A 24,456-nucleotide genomic window follows, 5' to 3' on the forward strand; every position below is an offset into this window, starting at 1 on the left:
GGGTCGGGAAGCTGCCCTATCCGCTTCACAGCGTGCCCGGGCCCGTCGCCGCTTTGAATCCGGTCTGGAACACTGCCTAGGGAGGTTGGCGGTGCGGGCCGAGCCACGTCGCTACTACGCACATCCTTCGGTTATCGGCATGCTTGCGGCCGCAGAGGGTGTGGTTCGCTCCGGTGTGAGCGCAGCAAGCCATTATCAACTGGATCTGGTCGCGGTGGACGAGTTCGAGGGTTACGTTCACTCGTCGGTTCTGGCTGACCTTGTCGATCGGTTGGCCTTGGACCGTTACGCGGAGCGACACAACGTTGTGTTGCGGGTGGTCGAGGACGAGTTCTGGCCGTTCGACTCGGACGATGAGGTAGCACCGGCGCCGGTGGTGGCCGTAGACCTGCTCGAAGCCGGCGACGGCCGATCCCGACGAGCTGCCGCCCCCCTCCTGGCGTGTCCGTGAGTCGATGGCCGGTTCTCGACCGGGCACCGGTCGAACTCCCAACCCTGGATGATCATGAATACACCTTTTGGGACACTTTGCTGGAACTCGCCGACCTGCGACCTCGGGAGTGGACACTGATCGGTGGGCAGATGGTGCTGGTGCACGCTACCGAGGCCGGTGTGCGCCCTCAACGGTTGTCCACCGACCTCGACATCTTGGTCAATGCCCGTGTAGTTACCGGTGGAGTCAGAGAATTCGTCCAGGCCATTGAGGGTCGTGGGTTCGTCCTGGCCGGGGCGTCACCGCAAGGAGTCGCGCACCGCTACCGCCGCGATAGGGTAAGCATCGATGTGCTGGCACCCGAAGGTCTGGGGCCCAGGACGGACGTGACCACTACTCCACCAGGTCACACCGTTCAGGTCCCGGGAGGAACCCAGGCGCTCAACCGAACGGAGTTGTTGCCAATTGCTGCTGGGCCGGCCCAGGGTCTTCTGCCCAGGCCTTCGCTACTCGGTGCCCTCGTAGTCAAGGCGGCTGCTGTTGTCGTCGACGACGTCCCCGATGACCAACGCAGCGACTTGGCGCTCCTATTGAGCCTCATCCAACAACCCATTGAATTGCGGGACAAACTCAGTTCAAAGGACAAACAGCGCATCCGGGCTCGTTGCGAGATGCTCGACCCCCTACACCGGGCTTGGTCACAGTTGCCCACCTCTCAGGCCGACCGCGGGCGGGCCGCTCTCCGGCTACTCGTCGGCTGACTGAGCGCCTCGGGAATCACCAGCACTCGACTGTTGCTGCCAGCACCTAAGCGCCCCGACTTCAGAGGGATCGAGTCACGTCCGGAGATGTGAGTGAGACACGGGCCGGCATCCCCGACCGGCCTCGCGTATGGAAGGCGTCGGCGCGGTAGCCGGGCGCCGATCGTTGCCTAGTCGACCTGGAGGCGGCGGAAGTCCCGCTGCCAGTAGAGGAGGGGGCGGCCGGGGTCGTAGCGGGCGGCGTGTTCCACCTGGCCGATGAAGATGGTGTGATCCCCAGCCTCGGCCGACTCGACCGTGCGGCATTCGAGGCAGGCGAAGGAGTGCGAGGGCAGGCTCAGACCGGCCCCCTCGTAACGGGGCGCCCGCACGGGCAGGTCCCGGAACTTGTCGGGGTCCTTGGAGGCGAACCGCAGCGCCAGGTCAGCAGTGCCTTCCCGGAGCATGTTGACGGTGAACCCACCCGCCTCACGGAGGGCCTCGATGCTGTGCGAGGCATGGTCGATGCAGATCAACACCAGAGGAGGATCCAGCGACACGGAGGTGAACGCCGACACCGTCAGCCCGTGGTGGCGTTCGTCCCAGTAGCTGGTCACCACCGTCACGCTGGCCGCGAAATTGGCCATGATGTCGCGGAAGGCGTCCTCGAGACCGGCCGGATGCGATGACATCGTCCATGCTCCTCTCCGAACGGGGAGGGTAGCCACCGGATCACCTAACCTAAATGCGATGACCCATCCGGTTCCGGTTCGAACCGCTCGCGGTTTCGGCGCGGCGGCTGTCGCGCCGCACGAGTTGTCGACGCTGGCCGCCATCGAAGTCATGGAGGGCGGCGGGAACGCGGTGGACGGGGCGATCGCCGCCAACGCAGTGCAGGGGACGGTCGCGCCCGAGACCTGCGGGATCGGGGGCGATCTGTTCGCCCTGGTGCACCGGCCCGGTCTCGACTCCCCCGCCTGCCTCAATTCCTCGGGTCGGGCGGGTTCGGGAGCCGACGCCTCGGCTCTGCGGGAGGCGGGTCACACCACCATGCCCCTCTACGGGGCGCCCACGGTCACGGTGCCGGGCTGCGTGGACGGTTGGCATGCTCTTACGGAGCGCTACGGGGCGCTACCACTCTCCGAGGTGTTGCGTCCGGCCATCCGGCTGGCCGAGGGCGGCTTCCCCGCTTCGCGGGAGCTGTCAGGGGCGTGGACGGCCAACGCCGCCCAACTGCTGACGCAGGCTTCGGCGCCTCCCATGTTCCCGGACGGGCGGCCCCCCGCGGTCGGCCAGCGGATAAGCCGGCCGTTCCTGGCCGGATCCCTGCGGGCTGCAGCCGCCGGCCGGGATGCCTTCTATCTGGACCGGGTGGGGACAGCCATCCCGGAAGCCACCGGCAACCTCATCACCCGAGAGGACCTGGCCCGATGCCAGGCCCGATGGGTGGCACCCCTGTCCGCCGAGCTGTTCGGCAGGACCGCCTGGACGACTCCGCCCAACAGCCAGGGATACCTGACCCTGGCCACCCTGTCGATCTTCGAGCAGCTGGACCCGACCGGCGACCCGGAGCACCCCGACTACTGGCACGCGTTGATCGAGGCATACCGTTCCATGGCCTGGGAACGCGACCATTGCCTGTACGACCCGGACACCGGGCCGGATCTCGCCATGCTCGACCCCGAGAAGCTGGCGGAGCGCGCGAACCGGATCGATCCCGCCGCGGCCGGCTCGTGGCGCCGCCCTGTACCAGCGGCCGGCGGTACGGCCTACATGTGCGCGGTGGACGGTGACGGGATGGGGGTATCCCTGATCCAGTCCAACTTCCACGGGATCGGCTCCGGTCTGTCGGCAGGGCGGACCGGGGTGTGGCTGCACAACCGGGGCGCCGGATTCAACCTCATTCCCGGCCATCCCAACGAGTGGAGGCCGGGCCGGCGGCCACTCCACACGCTCTCGCCCACCATCTGGACGGAAGGGAACCGGCTGGCGCTCATTCTCGGCACCAGGGGCGGGCACCAGCAACCACAACTGCTGGCCCAGGTGGGGGCCCACATGCACCATGCCGGGCTCGAACCGGGCGTCGCCCAGGCTGTTCCCCGCTGGATAATCCGAGACATCAACGCCACCTCTTCCGTGCTCTCGGTGGAGAGCCGGACCGATCAGCGGACGATCGACTCCCTGCGGACTCGCGGGCACGGGATCGGCGTCGAAGGCCCCTGGGAAGCGGGCTGGGGACCCATATCGGCGATCGCCGTGTCGGCGGGAGGCCTGCGCGAGGCGGTGGCCGATCCTAGGCTCGAGACCGCCCTCGCCCTGAGCCTTTGACGAATCGGTAGCTTCAGCCGCGGACCTGGGCCAGGACCGTGGCCCACTCCTCATCCGTCATCGAGGAAAGGGCGTCTCCCATCGAGTAACACCCGACCCGGTCCAGCACCCCCTCGTAACGAGCCCTGATGGCCGACCCGAGCCGCTCGACCGGTGCTTCTACGGCAACCTCGGCCAGCACTTCATCGGGAATCAGTTCTGCCATGTCACCCCACCGACCCCTCCTCGCCAGCGCGGCGAGCGTGGGACCGAAGTCCCAGTCGTGGGTATCCAAGACCCGGCGATAGGACGGCGTGGAAGCGTAGAAGGCGATCTGTTCCCGGGCCACCCGCCTGGCCTCTTCCATCTGGTCTCCATCCCGGCCCGTGACCACCAACACGGACGACACCATCTCCACGTCGCCAAGGGAGCGCCCCGCTTGGCGAGCACCCTCGCTCATCGCCGGAAGCGTCACCTCTCGCAGGTACCGGACGGTGTGGAAGGGATGGACGTGGTAGCCGTCGCATATCTCCCCGGCCAGCCGGGACATCCGGGGGCCGACCCCGGCTATGTGGACGGGCACGTCTGGATGGGCGATCGGACCCGGATCGAAGAAGGGAGTCATGAGGCTGAACGAGTAGTGCTCACCCCGGAAGCGGAGGCGGGTCCCGTTCTGCCAGGTGTCCCAGATCGCTCTCAGGGCGCCGATGAACTCGGCCATTCGCTCCACCGGACGGCCCCAAGGCATCGAGAACCGCCGCTCGATGTGCGGCTTCACCTGGGTTCCCAGGCCCAGCAGGAACCGGCCTCCGGTGAAGGAAGCCAGATCCCAGGCGGTCTGGGCCACCACCATCGGCGACCGCGCGAACGCCACCGCAACCGACGTCCCGACCTCGACATCCGGGGCTGCGGACGCGGCGGCCATCACCCGCAGGAACGGGTCATGTGCAGTGTCGGCCGTGAAGACCCCGTCGAAGCCGATGACCCGGGCCCGCGCCGCCTGCTCCGCGACCGCGCCCAGCGAGCTGTCCTCCAGGTAGTAGTCGATCTTCAAGGCAACTTCCTTCCGGCTACACCGGTTCCTCCGGCGAGGCTACAGCAGGATCCCACCGATCCTCGGCACCACGACTCCGTGGAGCGAACCTGAGGAACCGGGCGTCACAGGCGGTGTCCTCTGCCTCAAGAATCGAAAGTCGCGAAAATCGCGCCGGAACGGCGCTCCGCACCGGGCCCGTCCCCCGCCACCACCACCGTTGGTTTGGGGGCGTGTTGGGCCATGCCCGGGTTGGGGCCGGGTGTCGGCGGGTTGCCCCCTTGGAGCCTCTATGTTCCCTGCGGTCCGGGTCGCTCCGATCGGTTAGACGCTTGCGTCCGGTGTAAGTGCTTGGCATTGGGCAACTTATGGCGGGGGTGTGACAATTTCGACCCATCCGCTTCGATCCATTACCGGCCGGTCAAACTCCTGGGATGGGCCGGCGACGCTGCCCGGAGTCCTCACGGAATCTTTACGAATCCACTACCGGTGTATCCAGGTGTTCGGAGGTCTAGTACCATCGGGCACGTAACGTCCTTGCCATCGGAGGTGGCTCCGGGGCCGGCGGATGACAACCGAGAAGAGACGGGCATCACCAATGAAAAGGTTGCTGAAACTGTTCGCATTCATCGGAGGAATCGGCGCCGTGGGCTGGTTACTCCAGAACCGGATCGTGACCGTGACCATGAGCCGCGAACCGAAAGAGCCCGAACTCGCCCCCGAGCCTCATGCTGCCAATCCGGATTCTCCGAGAACCCAATTCACGGCGGAGGCGCGGGTAAGCCTCGGCCGTGACGGCGCGACGCCCGAGCCCGAGTCCGCAAACGCCGCTCCGGCCGAAGAGCCGGTGACCGCGACCCTTCCCGAGGACCAGGAGGAAGACCAGGCCGTCACCGACGCCTAGGGTCCGAACCGGCGCCTTGCGGGCCCCCATTCCGACAGACGGCCTCTGAACCCAGCACGGACCGCGGGAACACCTGTGAGGTTTGGTGACCCATCGCGTCCCGGTCTGCTGGCGAGTCCGGCCCCGGCCGGTAATACTCCGCTCTAGTCGACCTCGAGCGGGAGGGCCGGATGAGCGGAACAAGCCTTACAGTCGCTGAAGCCCTTCTGCTCCGGCTCGGAAACGCAGGCGTGCCGTATCTGTTCGCTAATGCGGGAACCGATGCCGCACCGCTGATCGAAGCCTACGCCCACTTCGATGCGGAAGGCATCGGGCCTGTGCCGCAACCCGTCACGGTTGCCCACGAGATGGCGGCGGTCAGCATGGCGCACGGACACGCGATGGCGACCGGTGTGCCTTCCGCGGTCTTCCTTCATGTGAGTGTCGGCACGGCCAATGCTGCCTCGGGGATCATGAACGCATCCCGGCAGCGGATTCCGATGCTGGTCATGGCGGGCAGGACCCCGGTCCTCGCCGACGGGAGCCCCGGATCGCGTGACATGTACATCCATTGGGCCCAGGAGAGCTTCGACCAGGCGTCCATGGTGCGTGAGTACACGCGCTGGGACTACGAGTTGCGCTACCCGCGCCAGGTGAACGAAACGGTCGACCGGGCGCTCGCGGTGGCCACCACCGATCCGGCCGGCCCGGTCTACCTGTCCCTCCCTCGGGAGCTACTCGCCGCATCTGCGGCGCCCGAGGTTGATTCTCGGCCGCCGCGCTCCGGTCCGGCCGCTACCACCACCGCGGAGGCGTCTGCGATCGACCGCGTCGCCGATCTCGTTACCAGATCCGGAAACCCGCTGATCATCACCAACTCACTGGGAAGGGACTCCGGCGCGGTGGCCTCTCTCGTCGAGTTCGCCGAAGTCGCCGGGGCAGGCGTCGTGGAAGTCTTCCGCGAGCGCATGTCCTTCCCGTCCTCGCATCCCCAGCATCTGGGATTCGACGCGGCCCTCGTGATCCAGGATGCAGACCTCCTGATCGTCGTCGAAGCTGACGTTCCCTGGTTCCCGCAGGACGAGCCCGCCCCGGATGTGCCGGTCGTGCATATCGGTCTCGATCCAATTCGGCGGGACTACCCGATGTGGAACTTCCCGAGCCGCATCGCTCTCGGCGGATGTCCCGCCCGAACCCTGGAGGCGCTGACGGCCGGCGTGAAGGGCAGGATCGCCGGCAGTTCCCAACAGCACAGGCTGCGCCGGCTGGCCGCGCAACATGAGGAGTCACGGGCGGGTGCGTGGCATCGGGCCGAGGCTGCGAATTCGGCCCGGCCCATCGATCCGGCATTCCTCTCCCGCCTCATCGGAGACGCGCTTACGCCGGATGGAATCGTCATCAACGAGTACGACGCCCATTCGGACCAGCTCGAGCTCGATCGCCCGGGCAGCTACTACGGGCCGTCAGCGGTCTCGGGGCTGGGCTGGGGCTTCGGCGCCGCGCTGGGCGTCAAGCTCGCGGAGCCGGACCGCACCGTCATATGCACGCTCGGCGACGGCGCCTACATCTTCAGCAACCCTCTGGCCTGCCATCTGGCGGCCGAGCAACTCGGACTCGCCCTCCTGGTGGTCGTGTTCAACAACAGCAGCTGGAAAGCGGTGCGCACCGCGGTCCGGAGGATCGCACCGAACGGCTGGGCCGAGACTTCCGGTAACTATCCGCTCACCGATCTCAGCCCGTCACCCGCCTTCGCAGAGGTGGCCTCCGCATGCGGCGCCTATGCCGAGGAGGTGGACGATCCCGCCGAGCTCCAGGACGCCCTGGAACGTGCCCTGCGACAAGTGAAGGGAGGCAGGCAGGCCCTGCTAGACGTGCATACCACCTGACCGGGGATCACCCATCGAATCCGGCCGGACGCCGCTCGATCAGTTGACGGCGCCGAAGCCGCCTCCCGTGTGCCAGAAGACGATGTGGTCGTCGGAATCGAAACGGCCCTTGCGGATCTCGTTCTTCAGCCCGTACATGGCCTTGCCGGTGTAGGTGACGTCGAAGAGCAGGCCGGTCAGCCGGGTGGCCTCCACCATGGTCTCGACCAGCTCGTCGGTCGACTTGCCATAGCCGCCGCAGAGGTAGTCGTCCACGTACTGGAGATCGGGCTGCGGCATCTCGCCCCCGAAGGTCTCCACCCCGGCCCTCCAGATCCGGTCGACCCGGTCGATCAGGTTCTGGGCCGGCTCCGAGATGCACAGGGCCACGACCGGATTCGAGAAACCGGTGCGGTCGGCGCCCCAGCCGAAGCCGGACGTGGTACCGCCCGACGATCCCGTATGGCACACGGCCGCCACGTCCGCGCCGATCACCTCGGGGGCCTGTTCCATGAACTCGCGGAAGCCCAGCGACATACCCCACATCCCCAGCTTGTCCGATGCGCCCTGGGGTATCACCCACGACTTGTGGCCCTGTCTGGCCAGTTCGGCCGCGTCCGCGGCCATGATCTCGTCCCGGTCGGGCCATTGCGCCTCGGAGATGTAGCTGATCTCGGCGCCGGCCAGAGTGTCGATCCTCAGGTTGGCCACCGAGGCGTCCGGTTCGTTCCCGTCCGGGGTCCGGAGTACCAGCCGCACATCGAGGCCCAGCCGGGCGCCGGCCAGGGCGGTGGCCCGGCAATGATTGGACTGGTAGGCGCCGCAGGTGATCACGGTGTCACAACCGGACTCGATCGCTCCGGCGAGGTGGAACTCCAGCTTGCGCACCTTGTTACCTGAGAGGCCGAAGCCGGTCAGGTCGTCGCGCTTGACCCAGATATGGGGGCCTCCCCAGCTTTCCCGCAGGCGCGGGAAGTACTGGAGGGGGGTGGGCTTGAAGGCGAGCTCTACCTGTGGCAGTGGTTGGGTCGTGAGGGTGTTCGTCATGGCCCGCGATGATACCTGCCGGCACCACGCAAACCTCTCTTTCCCGGCGAACGCCGGTGATCGACCAACCGCTCTCAGGTTCTCGGGACGCGGAACGCCGCTCAGACCGGCGCCCCGTCGACTTTGTCACCGGGGTGCTGTAGTATCACTACCAGGCCGTAAGTCGTTTTGGGTCACCGAGGCGCATCGGTCCAGCCATCACCGGGGCCTTTAGCGGGCCCCGGTGGCGTGTCTGGCTAGGTCGACGGCCACGTTTCTCGCCAGGTTCGGCAATTGGGCGAGATGTACTCGTGGAACAACATCTCAACAGCAGAATCGGAGCGGGGATTAGAAGGCGACGGCCCAATCCGCAGTTTGCGATAGAGAATAAATGCTACGAGGTCGGCGAGTTGGATTCCGCGGTTTCGGTCTGAGTGGTCGAAGTAGACGCTATCGACAAAGTGGTCAAGGGGAATGCTGATCCCATAGCCGGAGCCGACCGGTCCACCAACCGCCTGCATCTCACGGATGAGATCGAAGGAGTACTGCTCTTGTTCGTGATTCTCGTCCGCAACCAACAGTGCACGCTGGCTGAGAACGTCCTGTTGGCCCCTTAGCCATCGCTCAATCTTCTCCGTAAGGAACTGGAGTGCGATGATGTGCGGATTAGCATCGTCGTAGCCCTTGAGCGCTAGCTTCGGCTTGTTGACCGACGCATATGCTACCCCTGCTCCGACCCGACCCAACACCGACAGGGCCTCCGCGTAGGTGTCGATTCGTTGATCGGGACTTACACCTGTCCAGGGTCCCGAACCTCGGAATAGCTCTCTTCCGTGATACTCGACGAGCGGCTGCCTACTCGGTGCTCGTTGGGCTAGCTTATCGAGTAAACCTGTCATCTCACGCACTCGATCCTCACCTATCATCACTGCAGCGATCAGGTGAATGGGCTGTTGGGGATCATCAAGGCGCCGGCCTGTGTTACCGGATTCATCCCGGTAACAGATCAACATCAGATCCACATCCCGGTGGACATTGTTGGGATGGGTTCTTGGGGTAGGCAGCTAATGAGGTGGTGAACCAGGGGTCGAGAGCCCTTGGAGTGGGTGACCAGCAGCGCCAGACTCACTGCGATGTCGACGCGGGGCCGTGTAGTGGGTGCGCCCGCGTCAAGGCTAGCTTGGACCGGTTGGAGTAGGTTGCGCGAACTGGAGTTCTGCGCGGAGGAACCCCTAGGGAGAAGCATCAAGACGCAAGGCGGCCCGCCACTCGGGGCGGGCCGCCTTGGTTGCGTACTTTTGCCGGTCGGAGTGGGCTAGAAGTCCATCCCCGGCGCACCGCCGCCGTGGCCGTGATCCCCGGCCGGGGGCGAATCGTCCTTGTGCTCGGCCACCAACGCCTCAGTGGTGAGCAGCAGGCCGGCGATCGACGCGGCGTTCTGCACCGTCGACCGGGTCACCTTGGCGGGATCCGGGATCCCGGCCTCCAGCAGGTCCTGGTACTCGCCGGTCAGGGCGTTGAAGCCGTAGGCCCCGTCGCCCCGGCGTACCCTGTCGACCACCACGCCGGCCTCGTAGCCGCCGTTGGAAGCGATCTGGCGGAGGGGCTCCTCGAGAGCGCGCCGCACGATCGACCGTCCGGTCTCCTCGTCGGCGGTGCCGCCCTCGACGCCGTCCACCACGGTCTGGGCCCGCAGCAGGGTGACGCCGCCACCGGCCACGATGCCTTCCTCGACCGAAGCCCGGGTAGCAGACACCGCATCCTCGATCCGGTGCTTCTTCTCCTTGAGCTCAACCTCGGTGGCCGCGCCGACCTTGATGACCGCAACCCCGCCGGCCAGCTTGGCCAGGCGTTCCTGCAGCTTCTCGCGGTCCCAGTCGGAGTCGGTGTTCTCGATCTCGCGCTCGATCTGCATGATCCGAGCCTTGACGTCCGACTCGGCGCCGGCGCCGTCGACGATGGTCGAGTTGTCCTTCGCCACGATCACCCGGCGGGCCCGGCCCAGCATGTCGAGGGCTACCCCGTCCAGCTTGAGCCCGACCTCTTCGGAGATGACCGTGCCACCGGTGAGGATGGCGATGTCCTGGAGCATGGCCTTGCGCCGCTCGCCGAATCCCGGGGCCTTCACGCCGAGGGATGCGAACGTCCCGCGGATCTTGTTGACCACCAGGGTGGCGAGGGCCTCGCCCTCCACGTCCTCGGCCAGCACCATGAGGGGCTTGCCGGTCTGCATGATCTTCTCCAGCACGGGGAGCATGTCGTTGACCGAGCTGATCTTCTGGTTGGCGATCAGGATGTAGGGGTCCTCCAGCACCGCTTCCTGGGAGTCGGGGTCGGTGATGAAGTAGGGCGAGATGTAGCCCTTGTCGAACTGCATCCCCTCGGTGAACTCGAGCTCCAGCCCGAAGGTCTGGCCTTCCTCCACCGTGATCACGCCGTCCTTGCCGGCGCTCTCGAACGCCTCGGCGATCGTGGCGCCGATCTCGGGATCGGCCGCCGAGATGGCCGCCACCGACGCGATCTCCTCGGTGGTCTCGATGTCCTTGGAGAAGTCACCGATGAACTCGGTCACCGCTCCGACCGCCGACTCGATACCGCGCTTCAGGCCCATCGGGTTGGCGCCGGCCGCCAGGTTGCGGAGTCCCTCCCGCACCATGGCCTGAGCCAGCACCGTCGCCGTGGTGGTCCCGTCACCGGCCACGTCGTTGGTCTTGGTGGCTACTTCCTTGGCGAGCTGAGCACCCATGTTCTCGTATGGGTCCTCGAACTCGATCTCCTTGGCGATGGTCACCCCGTCATTGGTGATGGTCGGGGCGCCCCACTTCTTCTCTAGCACCACGTTGCGGCCCTTGGGTCCAAGGGTTACCTTGACCACGTCGGCGAGCTTGTTGACTCCCGACTCAAGACCGCGTCGCGCGTCCTCGTCGAAACGAAGATCCTTCGCTGCCATAGTGAGTTTCCTTTCTCGAGGCCTGTCCTGCCGCTACCGTCAGCCGACGATGGCCAGCAGGTCGCGGGACGCGAGAATCAGGTACTCCTCGCCTTCGTACTTCAGTTCGGTTCCGGCGTACTTCGAGTAGACGACCGTGTCGCCCGGGGAGACGTCCACGGGGATGCGATCGCCGTCATCGTTGAGATCGCCGGGGCCGACGGCCAGGATGGTGCCGGTCTGCGGCTTTTCCTTGGCCGTGTCGGGGATTACCAGTCCCGACGCCGTGCGCTGCTCGTCCTCGTCATTGGGCTGGACGATGACACGGTCGCCGAGTGGCTTCAGATTCATCCGAAGTCCTCCTTGAATAAGGTGGCGTTACGTGCGAGATGCCAACCGGCCGGCCGGAAGGGCGGGACCTGTTGGCAATCTCTCCTTACGAGTGCCAGAGGTTAGCAGCCTTTACTGCGGATTGCTAGCCAGGGAAGCGCCGGTCTGCCAACACGGCGGAGGTGGGGGGTAGCGGCGGTAACCCTACCGTGTCACAGCTTCATCGAAGAATCGACACCGGGATCCCGGAGCGAGGAGTTGATCGCCGCGGGCGGGCACAATGCAGCATGGATATAGAGTCGAACAAGCGGCGGAAACGAAAGGGTCATCTGAGACATGTACCTCCCCTTACTTTGCGTTGAATCCGATGACTTGCCGGAGCGGATGCTGGTGGTCGGCGATCCCGACCGCGCCCTGCGGGCGGCCTCGCAGCTCGAGGGCGCCGCCGAGATAGGTCGCTTCCGGGAATACGTCACCCTGGTGGGCCACCACCGGGGAACCCGGGTGGGAGTGTCCTCTCACGGGGTGGGGGCGGCGGGTGCCGCGGTGTGCTTCGAGGAGCTGTTTCTGGCCGGCGTGCAGCGTGTGATCCGGGCGGGGACCTGCGGAGGCATGCAGGACGACGTGACGGACGGCCACCTGGTGATCTCGACCGGAGCGGTGCGCAACGAGGGCTACACCCCCCAGATAGTGCCCGACGGCTATCCGGCCCTGGCTTCGGTCGAGGTGGTGATGGCGCTGCGTCGCGCTGCCGAGGGCGCCGAGAACATCCACGAGGGAGTGACACTGACCACTGCCGCATTCTTCATCCATGACATTCTGGGCTCCCCGGTGCCCATGTGGCAGAAAACCGGAGTGAAGGCGGTGGAGATGGAGTGCGCCGCGCTGTTCGTGCTGGCCGGACTGGCGGGGAGGCAGGCGGGCGCCATCCTGGCGGTGGACGGCAGCCCGCTGGCGGAGACGAACGAGAACATGGACTACTACGACCCCCACCGAGACGTGGTCCGGGACGCGGTGGGTCGGATGATCGACATCGCCTGGGACGCATTGGTCGACGATCGGTAGCCGAACCGCACCCCCTTGTTACGCCGCCCTCCTACCGCCTCACAGCCTCATGGAGGAATCGACCCCGGCCCGCCACTCGGTTCGCTCGCCCCGCTCCAGCCGGAACGCCGCCGCCGCGCCGATCATGGCGCCGTTGTCGGTGCACATGATCGGCCTGGGCAGGAACAGGCCCACACCCCGGCGGTCGGCCTCTTCTCCGAGCCGGGCCCGGAGGCGCCGGTTGGCGACCACTCCGCCCCCGCCCCCGACGATCTCGACACCGTGATCCTCGACCGCGTTCATCGTCTTCTGCACCAGCACGTCGACGATCGCCTCCTGTATCGAGGCGGCGGCGTCCTCCCGTGAGGGCAGGGTCCCGGACGCCCTGGCCTTCTCCAGGGTGGTCACCACCGATGTCTTGAGGCCCGAGAAGGAGAAGTCGTAGCGGCGGTCGGCCAGCGCCCTGGGGAACCTGATCCGGTCGGGGTCTCCAGTCTCGGAGAGGGCGTCGATGGCCGGGCCGCCAGGAAAGCCCAGCCCCATGAAGCGGGCCAGCTTGTCGAACGCCTCGCCGGCGGCGTCGTCGATGGTCTGGCCGAGGACGCGGTAGTCCCCCCACCCGTTGATCAGGACCACCTGGCTGTGGCCTCCCGAGGCCAGCAGGACCACGCCCGGAGGCCGGAACTCGTCGAAGTCCAAGCGGGGCGCGAACAGGTGGCCCTCCATGTGGTCAATCCCGAGGAACGGAAGGCCGCGGCTCCACGCCATGGCCTTGGCGAACGAGAAGCCCACCAGGAGCGAGCCGACCAGGCCGGGACCCTGCGTGGCGGCGATGCCGTCCAGCGAGTCGGGGTGTACCCCGGCTTCCCGGAGCGCCCGGTGGGTGAGAGAGCGGATCGCCTCGACATGGGCGCGGGCGGCCACCTCGGGGACCACTCCTCCGAAGCGGGCGTGCATGTCCACCTGCGACGAGAGCACGTTGGACAGCACCCGCCGGCCCTCGGTGACCGCGACCGCCGTCTCGTCGCACGAGGTCTCGAACGCCAGCACCAGGGGACCGCTCAAGGCAGGGCCTCCTCGATCAGCCGGAGCCGCTCCCGGTAGCCGGCGCCGGTGATGTCGTGCGCCCACATGATGAGGGCGTCCTCGTCCCGGTAGTAGTGCTTCCGCACCCCCACCGGCGCCATGCCGAACTTCCGGTAGAACTCCTGGGCGCGCCGGTTGGAGGCCCGGACCTCCAGGGTCAGGTGCTCGGCGCCGCCCGCCAGCCCGATCTGCACCAGCGCCAGCATGAGACGGGTTCCCACGGCCGGTACCGGCGCCGGGCGGCGGGCGGCCAGCGTGTTGATGTGAGCGTCCCGTTCCACCAGCATGAGACCGCCGTAACCGGCGACGCGGCCCTCATGATCCGCCACCAGGTACGACCGGCCCGGAGCTGCCAACTCCGCCTCGAACACCTCGCGGGACCACGGCATCCGGAATGTGGCGGCCTCGAGTTCCAGGATCTGATCCAGGTCATCGGTGAGCAGGTCCCGGACCACGAGCCCGCCGTTCAGGTCCACAGTCCCGCCTCCCGGCGGTGTACCGATCCGAGCGTGACGTCCGGCTCGCGCATGTAGAAGGGTCGCACCTCCCTCGGATGACCGAACTCCCCCCGCCCCGCCTTCGAGACCACCACCTCGGCCAGGGCGTCAGCCGACGGGTAGCGAGGCATGCCGGTCCGAACGCCTCGCAGTCCGCGCAGTACCGAACGCGGTAGAGCCTCCCAGTCGCCCACCACCAGTATCTCGCGGGCATCGGACTCGAGGATGCCCCGGAACTGCTGGTAACCGACCAGTTCGGGGGGTGCGTCCAGCGCAGCGCCGCCCGGAACCGGCTGGTAGCCGGCCACCGCCACCTCGCCACGGCGGACGTCCACCACCGCCCAGATGTACCGGTGGCCGGTGGTGGCCCGCAGCGCCAGGGCGTCCAGCGAGGAGGCGCCCATGATCGGAACGCCCAGCATCGTGGCCAGGCCCTGGGCGGTGGCGATGCCGACCCTCACACCGGTGAACAGGCCCGGACCCACATCTACCACCACGGCGTCCAGCTGGTCGGGATGCCATCCGGCCTGAGCGAAGCAGAAGTCGATGGCCGGCACGAGGAAGGCGTCGTGGTCCCGGCTTCCGATCCGGCCTGCGGATGCCACCAATTGCCTTGACTCCACGAGCGCCACCGACGAGGCTCCCGTCGCCGTATCGATACCGAGGATCCTCACCTTCGCACCCCATGCGCCGCTTCCCGCATGGCGGGTTCGAGCGCGCGGCCGGCCCATGGCTCGGAGGGGCAAAGCCGGATGGTCCGGGTCGCGTCGCCGGAGCCCTCGATCTCCACGGACAGGCAGGTGTCGGGCAGGCGACCGGCCACCACGTCGCCCCACTCGATGAGCAGCACGCCGTCACGAGCCGCTTCGATCAGGTCCAGATCCTCGAACTCGCCGGATGAACCGATCCGGTAGAGATCGGCGTGGAGCAACGGCATGAACCCGTCGCTGTATTGGCGGACCAGGACAAAGCTCGGCGAGGTGATCGGTTCCGCCACGCCGATGCCCTCGCCGACTCCGGCGGCCAGGACGGTCTTGCCGGCCCCCAGGGATCCGGAGAGGAGGATGATGTCTCCCGGCTGCACCAGCCCTGCCAGGGCCCGGCCGATCCGACGAGTGTCACTCGGGGTAGACGCCTCGACGACGATCATCCGAACAGGCCGAGTTGTTGATAGGAGTCGGGCTCTTCCTGCCCGCCCGCCTGCGCATCCGGATCCGCCAACCGCTCCCGGGCGGTTCGCACCGCCAGCTCCAGGTCGGCCCTGATGGTCGCCTCCATGGCAGGACCGCTCCGCAATGCCGCCGCCGGATGGAATGTGGGAACGACCACCCGCCCCCACCACGGGTACACCTGGCCCCTGGTGCGGGTGATCCCCACCGATGTCTTCAGGAGCAGCTTGGTCGAGAAGTTGCCCATCGTCATGACCACGGCCGGGTCCACCAGCCGGAGCTGTTCTACGAGGAAGTGCTTGCAGGCCTCGATCTCGTCGGGACGAGGATCCCTGTTGTTCGGGGGCCGGCACTTCACGACGTTGGCTATGTACACCTCGCGCCGGTCCAGGCCGACCTCGCGGAGGAGCCGGTTCAACAGCATGCCCGCCTTGCCCACGAACGGCAGGCCTTCCCTGTCCTCGTTGTAGCCGGGACCCTCGCCGATGAACATGATGTCCGCATCAGGCGAGCCGTCGGCGAAAACGGCCTGGGTGCGCCCTTTGTGAAGGCGGCAGGCGGTGCAGGCGGCCGCCTTCCCGGCCAGCCCATCCAGGCGTTCCCGGATCTCCACAGGGGTCATGGGTTTTCATTCCGGTCAGGACCGCTCGGACGAGCGCCGGTCACCGCCGCCGCGATAGCCCGTCCGGTGGCGACGAAGGCGGCCTCGCCCAACGCATCCGGATCTGCCATCAACTCTCCACAGGACACCGCGAACGCCGAGTCGCCATCATATCGGGTATGGGCGGGCCGGATGCAGGCCGCCACCGCATCCTGCGACCTCACGCACAAACGGAAGAGATCGTTCCGCTCCAGGCGGGCATCGGTGGCCACCACTGCGAGGGTGGTATTGGCATGGGGGGTGATGGCGGATGCCGGCTGGCCCGGGACCATCTCGCCACCGGTGAGCGGCGCCCCTTCGAGGGTGAAGACGTCACCGACCGCGTTGACCACCGCCAGCACGCCGACCGTCGCGGCGCCGACCTCGACCCGGGCGGATCCGAGTCCGGAGGGTTGGACGGCCGCGGCGCCCCGCCACTGCGAAGTGGTGGCGCCCCGACCGGCACCGACCCGCCCCTGACGCACGGGCGCCGGCGAGCGGTTCCGGTAGGCGAGTGCTCCCTCGGGCGCTCCGGGGTGGAAGCCGGACGGCCGATCGAGGTCGTAGATGACCACGACGGGGACGATAGGAACGGGACCGTTGCGAGTGGGGTGCCCCCGGCCGTCGGCGGCCAGCTCCCGGACCACCCCGTCCGCGGCCGCCATCCCGAAGGCGGACCCCCCGGTGAACACCAGCGCCTGGATCTGCTGGACCCGCATCCCCGGGGCGAGCAACGCAGTCTCGCGGCTTCCCGGCGCCGCGCCCCTGATCTCCGTCGCCGCCGCGTTGGGCTCGGGGAACACCGCCACGGTGACCCCGGTGCGGTGCTCCTCCGATGTCCAGTGCCCGACTTCCACCCCGGGCACCGCAGTGATGGTGCCGTTCACAGCCCACCGCCTCTCATGCCGGCTCCCGGCGGATCACGTAGCTCTCGTTGTTGAACCACACCCGTCCGTGGCGCCGGAGCACCGACCTGGTGCCGTCGTGGTAGGCGCCGAACGCGACCGCCTCCTCCATCCGCTCCTCGTCGATCTGGGCCACGTAGGCGGCGGCGTTCCAGGCCGCCAGGATCGCGGACGTCCCGATATGTTCCTTGGCCTCGACCGGCATGGCCCGCATCTCGTAGCGGAACACCGACTCCGAGTCGTCCCACTCCTCCATCACCAGGTCCCGGTCGGCCGGGCTCGACAGCTGCCGTGCAGCCTCGGCCAGCAGGGCCCGGCGGTCCGTCCGGAAGGGATCCTCATCCGGCCACAGGGTGCGGATGATCTCCATGCCGGGATCGTGGCCGTAGGCGTGGATCCCCAGCAGCCGGCCACCGGGCGCCAGCGCCCGGGCCAAGGGGGCGATCACGGCGCGGACCTTTTGCTCGGTCGGGGTGCGGGCCCGGTAGGGCTGGGAGGCGATGACGAGATCGAAGGCCGCCCGGTATGTGCTCGGATCGGGAAGTACCCGGCGGAGGATGAACTCCCGGTCCTTGCGATAGATCACGTGGACGGCGGGGCGGACGTAGACCGGGTTGCCCGTCCTGGGACTGGTCGTCACCTGCCAGTCCGCGGCCAGCGTGTCGTGGAGGCTGCGTATCTGCTGGGCGAAGCCGACGGTGGTGGCGCCCTCCAGAGCGGTGCGCCGCCATGACACCTCGCCCTTCCCCGGTCCGGGCCGCAGGTTGGTGGCCTCTCCGTAGGTCATGTTGGTCACCACGAACACCATCTCCGGGTGCTCGTGGAAACGGTCGGGCAGCCGGTCCAGGGCGATCCGGACGTCCTCGATGCTGATCTCCTTGCCCACGACCAGCCACGGGACGTGGGGGTGGAGCGCATGGAGGCTCCGCATCACCTCGACCAGCACGGTGGCGTCCCCGAGGCCGGCGTCGAACAGGCGAAAGGCGTCCGGCCCCGGCGCGACCTGCCGGGCCTCGCGGGCGATCCGGGCAGCCACCTCCGCCTTCTCCGTGGTGGTGGTCAGGAACATCATGTAGGCCGCTCGGGTATCGAAGAACCGGGGCCGTGCCCTGGCTGCTCCGTCGACCGTGCTCATCCTCTTTTGCTCGACTTTCCACCTGTACGCTCTTGACGATGATCCTCGACCCCTCCCCAGCCCCGCGGGTGCCCCGCCCGACCCATGTGGAGATCGATCTCGACCAGCTTACGGCCAACTACCGGGCTGTTGAGGCAGCGGTGGCCCCCGCCCGGATGCTGCCGGTGGTGAAGGCCGACGCCTACGGGCACGGCCTGGTGGAGGTGGCCCGGCTGTTCGAGACCTTGGGGCCGCCCGGCCTCGCGGTGGCCTTCCTCGAGGAGGGTGCGATGCTCCGGGAGGCCGGGATCACCTGCCCCATCCTGGTGATGGGGGGGCTGGACACCCGCCAGATTCCCGACTTCCTCCACTACCTCCTGACCATGACCGTCTCCTCGATATATGCGGTGGGATTGATCGAGGAGGCCGCGGCCGGCCTGGGAGTGACCGCCCGTGTCCACGTCAAGGTGGACTCCGGGATGGGCCGGATGGGGGTGAGGCCCGAGGGCGCCGCCGGGCTGTTCGACGCCCTCCTCGGGAGTCGGCATGTCGAGATCGAGGCCGTGTACAGCCACTTCGCGACCGCCGACGAGCCCGATCCCGCCCAGACCCTCCACCAGATCGCCACCTTCCGCCGGGTGGTCTCATACTTCGGTGACCGCGGCCTCCCCATGCCGACGCTCCACCTGGCCAACTCGGGGGCCGTCCTCCAGCACCCCGACTCCTATTTCGACATGGTGCGGCCCGGCCTGATGCTCTACGGGGTCTACCCGGCCGAGGAAACAACGAAGACGATCAAGATCCGGCCTGCCCTCACCTGGAGGTCCACAGTGGTGCTCTCCAAGTCGCTCCCTGCCGGGAGCCCGGTCAGCTACGGGGCGACCTGGGCCCCCGACCGCGACACCCGCATCTTGGTCGTCCCGATGGGATACGGGGACGGCTACCCGCGGCCGGCTTCCAACCGGGCAGAAGTACTGATCAGGGGCCGCCGCCACCCGGTGGTCGGCCGGGTCTGCATGGACCAGTTCATGGTCGACGCCAGACCCGAAACCGATGTCCGGGTCGGTGACGAGGTCGTGATCATCGGTGCCCAGGGCGAGGAGACGATCACTGCCAACGAGGTGGCGGCATGGGCCCGGACCATCCCCTACGAGATCCTCACCGGCATCACCACCCGCGTCCCCCGCCGCTACCGGGGAGATCTATCTGCGGACTACCTAGGCGACCAGTAGCTCGACCAGGAGGCCGGCGGCCATGGCTACCACGAAGACGTAGCCGCCGAACACGGCCAGCACCTTGCGGCTGGTCAGCCGAGCCAGCATGACGAACTCGGGGACGTTGGCGCCCGCGCCGGCGATGGTTAGCGCCACCACCGCGCCGATCCCGATGCCCGCCGCCCTGAGACCGTCTGCAATCGGCACGAACAACTCGGTGTTGATGTAGAAGAACGTGCCGACGGCCGCGGCTGCCGGGATGGCCGCATCTCCCGACAGGACCGGCACGCGGGCCACCGTCTCGGCCGGCAGGAACGCTGCGATCGCCAGGCCGATCAGGATCCCCAGCGCCAGCAACGGCAGCATGGTGCGGAGAAGCGCCCGGGCCGACAGCATGGCGGGACGCCACTCCTTCCCCAACCCCCGCCACGGTCCGGTTCCGATGTCCGGCTCGGGACCTCCATCCACATCCGCCCGGCTCAGGGGCTTCATGAAGCGGTCAAGATCGGCCCGTTCGGCCAGGAGCGCCAGAACCATCGACGCCACGAATACAACCACCAGGTAGATGATTGCGGCTGGTATGCCCACGATGATCACCAGCGCTCCGAACAGGATCGGGTCGAGGACCGGAGCCGCCACTATGAACGCCGCGTACCCGGCCGGGGTGACACCGGCCCGCCGGAGCGAGACCAGCACGGGGATGGCCGAATAGGTGCAGAAGGGGGTTATGAAGCCGACCCCGATCCCGCGTAGGGCCGCCCCGACGGGCGAGGCGCCCATGAGGGTACGGAGGCGCTCGTCACCGACCCGGCGCCGGAGGAGGTTCAGCCCGAACGTGACCGCCACGAACAGCAGGAAGAGCTCGGCGAACAGGATGAGCGCGTCGCGGATCAGCGGATGGACGGTGGGGCTCCTCGCCGCGAGGCCGCCATCGGTTGACCTTCCTTCCTACCCGGACCCGCCCGGTCGGCGCCGATGGCTAGCGCCGCTTGTAGAGCCCCATCACGGCGGCCTTCTCGAGCGTGTTGAAGTGCAGCATGAACCCGACCACTGCCGGCATCGTGCCGGCGTCGACCGGCAGTTCCGGCACGCCCACCGCATGGACGGTGAAGAGGTAGCGATGCGGATGATCGCCCTCGGGAGGGCACGGACCCCCGTACCCGGGCTTGCCGAAATCGGTCCGGGTCTGCAGCGCTCCGGAGGGGATCCCGGACCCGTCACCGGCGCCCGGCGCCAGTTCGGTCACGTCCGCGGGGATGTTGACCATCACCCAGTGCCAGAAACCCGAGCCGGTCGGAGCATCCGGGTCGTAGCAGGTGAGGGCGTAGCTCGCGGTCCCTTCCGGGGCTCCCGACCAGGAGAGCTGCGGCGACCGGTTGCCTCCGGCGCACCCGAAGCCGTACTCCTCCGCGAGGATGTGATCCGGGCCCAGATAGTCGCCGTCTTCGAAGTCGGTGGAGGTGATCTGCAACGCCATGTCGGTCTCCTTCCGATAAGCCGCTCGGTGAGACTACCCCACGGCAGTCCTCTTGCCGGGCGGCAGGCCGGCGGGGAAATCGGTACCCTTTCGCCGGTATGCCATCACCCGACGAACGAGCCATCGAAGAGGCACTGGAGCAGATGGACTTCCGCGCCGCCCTGGCGCGAGCCGACCGGGCGGTGGAGGCGGATCGTGAGCGCCTCCGTGGCCTCATCAGGGCCAGGCGGCAGGAGGCCGTCACCAGGGCGGAGCATCTGGCGGCGCGCATCCAGTCGATGGCCCGGGCCGACCATTACGAGGGCTTGCTCGGCCTGGCCGAGGATCCCGCCACCGATCCGCTACTGGCTCTGATCCCACCGGAGATACGCCGGGGCGCCAGGCTGCATCTCGACGGCGCACTGCGGCGCCAGAAGCGGTTCCGGGCCGCGGCCGGGCGTCACATGAAGGCCGCCTCGGAGGCCCTGGCCCTGTTCGACACCAGGACGGCCCAGAGCGAGATCGCAAAGGTGGAGAGACGGTGGCTCACCGCTGCGCAACGTGAGGAACTGGACACCCTGCGGGCACAAGCCGAGCGCGTGACCGCCGAGCGCCTCGATCTGGAGAGCAGAACGGCCGAGGTCCTGCGCGAGCACATCTCGGAGAACCCGATCAAACCGGCTAGACGGCGGCGCGCCAAGCCTCCCGCGTCAAGCTCCCGCCGGGCCAAGAAGAAGCCGATCGAACCACCCGAGCCCGAACCGGAAGGCGGGTCCGCTCGGGATGTGGAGGGTCCTGCGAGGGCTGGCTGCGTTGGTTCGGCACTGGTGATCCTCGGAACGGTGGCAGCGCCGGCTGTCCTCCTGGTGGGCGGGTCTTAGTTGTCCCGTATCGGGCAAGAACGCTAAAATCGCGCCGGAGCGGGCTCCGCCCGCTGGGCCCTCCCCCACCGCCACCACCTTGGTCGGGACGCGTCCGCCCAAGCCCTTGGGTGGGGCGGTCCCGAACGATTTGATCCCTCGCACGGCCCGGTCGACGTCGGAACCGCTGGTAATTACGGTCTCCGGCAACCTATAACGAAGGTGTGACAGTTTCAACCCTTTTGCCATGGCCTACCAGCTTGGCGGTTCGCCATCCTTGGACCGAGTTGATCACCGCCACCTCGTCGGCCGCCATCAGATCGGGCACCGACATCTGCCGCTCGGTCAGGGTCCCGCGGTCGACCAGCTCCTCCCGGTAGGTGCCCGGCAGGCAGCCCGACGCGACAGGTGGGGTAATCCATTCGTTGCCCATCCGGGCCGCGAGATTGGAGATTGTGGTCTCGACCACCTCCCCCAGATCATTCACCAGTACCACGTCGTCCGCAGCCGGGTACCGGGCAGCGGCCTGCTCGTAGGCCTCACGGCGGGTCGTCTTGTGGTAGCGCAGGTAGTCGGTCCGGTCGATCGGGCGATCGTCGACGGCCAACCCCACCACCAGCGAGCTCGGCGAGAGAGGCGCCGTCTCGATCGAGGCGGACCCGTCCCCGGACACCAGCAGGCGAACCCGGAGCGGCTCGTCGCCCGAGAGGCCTTCTAGTAGGTCGGCGATCATCACCTCTCGGAGGGTCACGCCCAGGTAGCGGGCCGAGGAGCGGAGCCGGCTCAGATGGCGATCCCGCAACCAGATCCCCCGGCCGGGCTCCCATCGCATCGTCTCGAGCAGGGTCACCGGGGTCCTGCGGCGTGACAGGACCCGAGCCTTGACCATCGCCTCCTCGTACTCCCGCGCCGCGGTAGACTCGTAGACCACTCCCCCGCCCACGCCGTACTCGGCCTCGCCGTTGCGCGTGTCCGCAACCAGGGTGCGGATGGCCACCGAGAACTCGGCCCTCGGCCGGCCCGATCCGGGCGGCGCCAGCAACCCGATGGCGCCGCAGTAGACGCCCCGGGGTGAGGCCTCCAAGGACTCGATGATCTCCATCGTCCTTACCTTCGGCGCCCCGGTCACCGACCCGCACGGGAACATGGCCCCGAATATGTCGAGAAGGCCCACCTCGGGCCGGGTCTCGGCCGCCACCGTCGAGGTCATCTGCCAGACCGTCTCGAACCGTTCCACCTCGAACAGGCGCTCCACCTGGACGCTGCCGAACCTCGCCACCCGCCCCAGGTCGTTCCGCAGGAGGTCGACGATCATGACGTTCTCGGCCCGGTCCTTGCCCGAGGCGAGCAACCGCTCCCGGAACCGGGAGTCCTCCTGCTCCCAGCGGCCCCGGGCCACGGTGCCCTTCATGGGCCGGCTCTCGATGCGCCGCCCGTCCCAGCGGAAGAACAGTTCCGGCGAGGCGGAGACCACCGTGTGGCGGCCGGTCTCCAGGAAGGCGTGGTACCCACCCCCCTGGGCTGCGAGCAGGTCGGAGTAGAGCGACCGGAGGTCCCCCTCCACCCGTCCCCGCAGGCGGAAGGAGTAGTTGGTCTGGTAGGTGTCACCCTGCCGGATGTACTCCCGGATGGTTTCCACGTGGCAACCGTAAAGGGCCTCCGAGACCTCGGGTCGCCAGGGTCTGACCCGGTAATCGCCGCCGGACCCCGCGGGCTCGGAGTCCGCGGCGCGGAATCCGGCGAACCATGCCAGCGGCAGGCCGGACTGCGGCGGACGGACCACCAGGCGGGGATCGAAGGCGGGGGCGGCCTCGTAGGAGACGAATCCGGCCACCCATCCGCCGGCCCGAGCCTCGGACTCTGCCCGGTGAATGACCCCAGGGACGTCATCGTCGTGATGGGCGACCCAGACGCCGTACGGCTCGACCAGCCGGAGCGGGACCGGCCTCCCGCGGAAGTCATCGAACCTGGCGCTCACGCCCGCCGACGCCGGGTCAGGCATCGCGCCGGGAACTTTCGGAGGGGTCACGTGTCGAAGCCTCTGACTTGCGGCGGGTCCAACCCGGAAGACTCTAGAGGGCGGCCAGGTACTCCTGCCGCCAGCGCTCGGTGGTCTCGCACTGGTTGAAGGTGTAGATATGCACGCCCACAACCTCGTCGGCACGCTCATCGAGCCTGGGGAGTACATCCTCGAGCAACTCGTCGGGCGCGTAGCCGCCCGGTCGCACGAACCGGCTCACCAACCCCCGATGCTTGGATAGGAAGCGCACCGACTGCCCCACACCTATCCGGGCCGAGATCTGCATCAGCTTGAGCCGCTCCGCCACGCCCGGGATGCCCAACCGGACCGGCAGGTCGATGCCGTCGGCACGCGAGCGGGCGAGGAAACCGGCGATGGCCCCACCGTCGAAGCACATCTGGGTCGTCATGTAGCGGGCGTGGGGTTGCTTGTCGTGGAGGGCTCGGCCCAGGTTCTCGTCCGGGATCGTCGCGTGTCCCTCCGGGTAGCAGGGCACGCCGATCTCCGCTAGGTGGTGGCCGATATCCGCCATGGCCGACAGCACGGAGTAGCCGTCCGGGAATACCCCCTGCTGGGGAGCGTCTCCGCCCACCACGAAGACGCGCGAGATCTCGAGATCCTCCATCCGATCCAGCAGGGACGCAAGATGGGAGATGTCTCGGGTCATGCGGGCCGACAGGTGCGGCACCACGTCGAAGCCGCGCATGCGCAGCTCGGCCGCGATGTCGAAGGTCCGGTCGAGCGTAAAGGTGGGTGAGGCGGTTACCGAGACCAGGGCGCCCTCGGGTAGGAATCCGGCCTGCTCCACCGCGTTCTTGAAGGGCAGCAGCTCGAACTTGGGGTTCTCGAGGACTCGCCTGATCTGTTGGCGCGCGCGCCCGTTGAGTCCGCCGTCCGGGGTCATC

At 67.8% G+C, this 24,456-nt stretch carries 25 protein-coding genes; 8 read left to right on the top strand and 17 right to left on the bottom strand.

Annotation, left to right across the window (positions count from 1 at the left end; genetic code table 11):
- Positions 1–91 precede the first annotated feature (91 nt).
- Together ACOQPD_RS05390 and ACOQPD_RS05395 are read left to right on the top strand one after the other, a co-directional pair.
- Complete coding sequence (locus ACOQPD_RS05390; protein ID WP_420614349.1) at positions 92–451, top strand: type IV toxin-antitoxin system AbiEi family antitoxin; 360 nt, start codon at positions 92–94, stop codon at positions 449–451.
- Positions 448–1,194 carry a hypothetical protein gene (locus tag ACOQPD_RS05395; RefSeq protein ID WP_420613882.1) on the top strand — a complete coding sequence of 249 codons (747 nt, stop codon included), beginning with the start codon at positions 448–450 and terminating at the stop codon, positions 1,192–1,194. Before ACOQPD_RS05390 ends, ACOQPD_RS05395 begins: the two co-directional genes overlap by 4 nt.
- Before the next feature lie 170 nt (positions 1,195–1,364).
- On the opposite strand, the gene ACOQPD_RS05400 is transcribed toward ACOQPD_RS05395, so the two are convergent.
- Positions 1,365–1,865, bottom strand: a complete 501-nt coding sequence (locus ACOQPD_RS05400; protein WP_420613883.1) for a flavin reductase family protein — start codon at positions 1,863–1,865, stop codon at positions 1,365–1,367.
- Between the two features lie 58 nt (positions 1,866–1,923).
- Here ACOQPD_RS05400 and ACOQPD_RS05405 point away from each other — a divergent pair, with 58 nt between their 5' ends.
- Positions 1,924–3,501: a gamma-glutamyltransferase family protein gene (locus tag ACOQPD_RS05405; RefSeq protein WP_420613884.1), complete on the top strand. Its 1,578-nt coding sequence runs from the start codon at positions 1,924–1,926 to the stop codon at positions 3,499–3,501.
- 13 nt (positions 3,502–3,514) lie between these two features.
- Here ACOQPD_RS05405 and ACOQPD_RS05410 read toward each other — a convergent pair whose 3' ends face one another.
- Positions 3,515–4,534 carry a TIGR03617 family F420-dependent LLM class oxidoreductase gene (locus ACOQPD_RS05410; RefSeq protein WP_420613885.1) on the bottom strand — a complete coding sequence of 340 codons (1,020 nt, stop codon included), beginning with the start codon at positions 4,532–4,534 and terminating at the stop codon, positions 3,515–3,517.
- A 586-nt stretch (positions 4,535–5,120) separates the two neighbouring features.
- On the opposite strand from ACOQPD_RS05410, the gene ACOQPD_RS05415 reads away from it, so the two are divergent.
- Both ACOQPD_RS05415 and ACOQPD_RS05420 read left to right on the top strand, forming a co-directional pair.
- The gene (locus ACOQPD_RS05415) at positions 5,121–5,417 is read left to right on the top strand and encodes a hypothetical protein (protein WP_420613886.1); all 297 of its coding nucleotides are present in this window, start codon (positions 5,121–5,123) and stop codon (positions 5,415–5,417) included.
- Positions 5,418–5,587: 170 nt separating this feature from the next.
- A complete protein-coding gene (locus ACOQPD_RS05420) occupies positions 5,588–7,282 on the top strand; it encodes a thiamine pyrophosphate-requiring protein (RefSeq protein ID WP_420613887.1) in 1,695 nt (564 codons plus the stop codon).
- Between the two features lie 39 nt (positions 7,283–7,321).
- On the opposite strand, the gene ACOQPD_RS05425 is transcribed toward ACOQPD_RS05420, so the two are convergent.
- From ACOQPD_RS05425 to groES, 4 genes are all read right to left on the bottom strand, one after another.
- Entirely contained in the window at positions 7,322–8,308 is a 987-nt protein-coding gene (locus ACOQPD_RS05425) for a 1-aminocyclopropane-1-carboxylate deaminase/D-cysteine desulfhydrase (protein ID WP_420613888.1), read from the bottom strand.
- Between the two features lie 236 nt (positions 8,309–8,544).
- On the bottom strand, positions 8,545–9,300 hold the full coding sequence (locus tag ACOQPD_RS05430; RefSeq protein ID WP_420613889.1) for a DUF3800 domain-containing protein: 756 nt from the start codon (positions 9,298–9,300) through the stop codon (positions 8,545–8,547).
- Positions 9,301–9,602: 302 nt separating this feature from the next.
- Entirely contained in the window at positions 9,603–11,237 is a 1,635-nt protein-coding gene (gene groL / locus ACOQPD_RS05435) for a chaperonin GroEL (protein WP_420613890.1), read from the bottom strand.
- Positions 11,238–11,276: 39 nt separating this feature from the next.
- Positions 11,277–11,567, bottom strand: a complete 291-nt coding sequence (gene groES / locus ACOQPD_RS05440; protein WP_420613891.1) for a co-chaperone GroES — start codon at positions 11,565–11,567, stop codon at positions 11,277–11,279.
- A 351-nt stretch (positions 11,568–11,918) separates the two neighbouring features.
- On the opposite strand from groES, the gene ACOQPD_RS05445 reads away from it, so the two are divergent.
- Positions 11,919–12,611, top strand: coding sequence for a nucleoside phosphorylase (locus tag ACOQPD_RS05445; RefSeq protein ID WP_420613892.1), 693 nt, complete (start codon positions 11,919–11,921; stop codon positions 12,609–12,611).
- A 39-nt stretch (positions 12,612–12,650) separates the two neighbouring features.
- Here ACOQPD_RS05445 and tsaD read toward each other — a convergent pair whose 3' ends face one another.
- Genes tsaD through ACOQPD_RS05480 form a run of 7 tightly spaced genes read right to left on the bottom strand, consistent with a single transcriptional unit; the run spans position 12,651 to position 18,022 of the window.
- Positions 12,651–13,655 carry a tRNA (adenosine(37)-N6)-threonylcarbamoyltransferase complex transferase subunit TsaD gene (gene tsaD, locus ACOQPD_RS05450; protein ID WP_420613893.1) on the bottom strand — a complete coding sequence of 335 codons (1,005 nt, stop codon included), beginning with the start codon at positions 13,653–13,655 and terminating at the stop codon, positions 12,651–12,653.
- Positions 13,652–14,152 (bottom strand): ribosomal protein S18-alanine N-acetyltransferase, encoded by a 501-nt coding sequence (gene rimI / locus ACOQPD_RS05455; protein WP_420613894.1) that lies wholly within the window; start codon positions 14,150–14,152, stop codon positions 13,652–13,654. The genes tsaD and rimI overlap by 4 nt, the downstream gene beginning before the upstream one ends.
- Positions 14,143–14,847, bottom strand: coding sequence for a tRNA (adenosine(37)-N6)-threonylcarbamoyltransferase complex dimerization subunit type 1 TsaB (tsaB, locus tag ACOQPD_RS05460; protein WP_420613895.1), 705 nt, complete (start codon positions 14,845–14,847; stop codon positions 14,143–14,145). Before tsaB ends, rimI begins: the two co-directional genes overlap by 10 nt.
- Complete coding sequence (tsaE, locus tag ACOQPD_RS05465; RefSeq protein ID WP_420613896.1) at positions 14,844–15,323, bottom strand: tRNA (adenosine(37)-N6)-threonylcarbamoyltransferase complex ATPase subunit type 1 TsaE; 480 nt, start codon at positions 15,321–15,323, stop codon at positions 14,844–14,846. The genes tsaB and tsaE overlap by 4 nt, the downstream gene beginning before the upstream one ends.
- Entirely contained in the window at positions 15,320–15,964 is a 645-nt protein-coding gene (locus ACOQPD_RS05470; protein WP_420613897.1) for a uracil-DNA glycosylase, read from the bottom strand. Before ACOQPD_RS05470 ends, tsaE begins: the two co-directional genes overlap by 4 nt.
- Complete coding sequence (locus tag ACOQPD_RS05475; protein WP_420613898.1) at positions 15,961–16,869, bottom strand: P1 family peptidase; 909 nt, start codon at positions 16,867–16,869, stop codon at positions 15,961–15,963. The genes ACOQPD_RS05470 and ACOQPD_RS05475 overlap by 4 nt, the downstream gene beginning before the upstream one ends.
- 13 nt (positions 16,870–16,882) lie before the next feature.
- On the bottom strand, positions 16,883–18,022 hold the full coding sequence (locus ACOQPD_RS05480) for a hypothetical protein (protein ID WP_420613899.1): 1,140 nt from the start codon (positions 18,020–18,022) through the stop codon (positions 16,883–16,885).
- 38 nt (positions 18,023–18,060) lie between these two features.
- On the opposite strand from ACOQPD_RS05480, the gene alr reads away from it, so the two are divergent.
- A complete protein-coding gene (gene alr / locus ACOQPD_RS05485) occupies positions 18,061–19,233 on the top strand; it encodes an alanine racemase (RefSeq protein WP_420613900.1) in 1,173 nt (390 codons plus the stop codon).
- On the opposite strand, the gene ACOQPD_RS05490 is transcribed toward alr, so the two are convergent.
- Positions 19,219–20,061 (bottom strand): permease, encoded by an 843-nt coding sequence (locus ACOQPD_RS05490; RefSeq protein ID WP_420613901.1) that lies wholly within the window; start codon positions 20,059–20,061, stop codon positions 19,219–19,221. The genes alr and ACOQPD_RS05490 overlap by 15 nt on opposite strands.
- Positions 20,062–20,194: 133 nt before the next feature.
- Positions 20,195–20,692 (bottom strand): YbhB/YbcL family Raf kinase inhibitor-like protein, encoded by a 498-nt coding sequence (locus ACOQPD_RS05495; protein WP_420613902.1) that lies wholly within the window; start codon positions 20,690–20,692, stop codon positions 20,195–20,197.
- A gap of 98 nt (positions 20,693–20,790) precedes the next feature.
- Between ACOQPD_RS05495 and ACOQPD_RS05500 the strand changes: the two genes are divergently transcribed.
- A complete protein-coding gene (locus tag ACOQPD_RS05500; protein WP_420613903.1) occupies positions 20,791–21,552 on the top strand; it encodes a hypothetical protein in 762 nt (253 codons plus the stop codon).
- Positions 21,553–21,742: 190 nt separating this feature from the next.
- Here the strand turns inward: ACOQPD_RS05500 and pabB are convergent, their stop codons facing one another.
- Together pabB and ACOQPD_RS05510 are read right to left on the bottom strand one after the other, a co-directional pair.
- Positions 21,743–23,560 (bottom strand): aminodeoxychorismate synthase component I, encoded by a 1,818-nt coding sequence (gene pabB / locus ACOQPD_RS05505; RefSeq protein WP_420613904.1) that lies wholly within the window; start codon positions 23,558–23,560, stop codon positions 21,743–21,745.
- A gap of 43 nt (positions 23,561–23,603) precedes the next feature.
- Entirely contained in the window at positions 23,604–24,455 is an 852-nt protein-coding gene (locus ACOQPD_RS05510; RefSeq protein WP_420613905.1) for a methylenetetrahydrofolate reductase, read from the bottom strand.
- Position 24,456 lies beyond the last annotated feature (1 nt).

The organism is Candidatus Spongiisocius sp., from assembly GCF_965221825.1.
Classification (GTDB): Bacteria; Actinomycetota; Acidimicrobiia; order Spongiisociales; family Spongiisociaceae; genus Spongiisocius.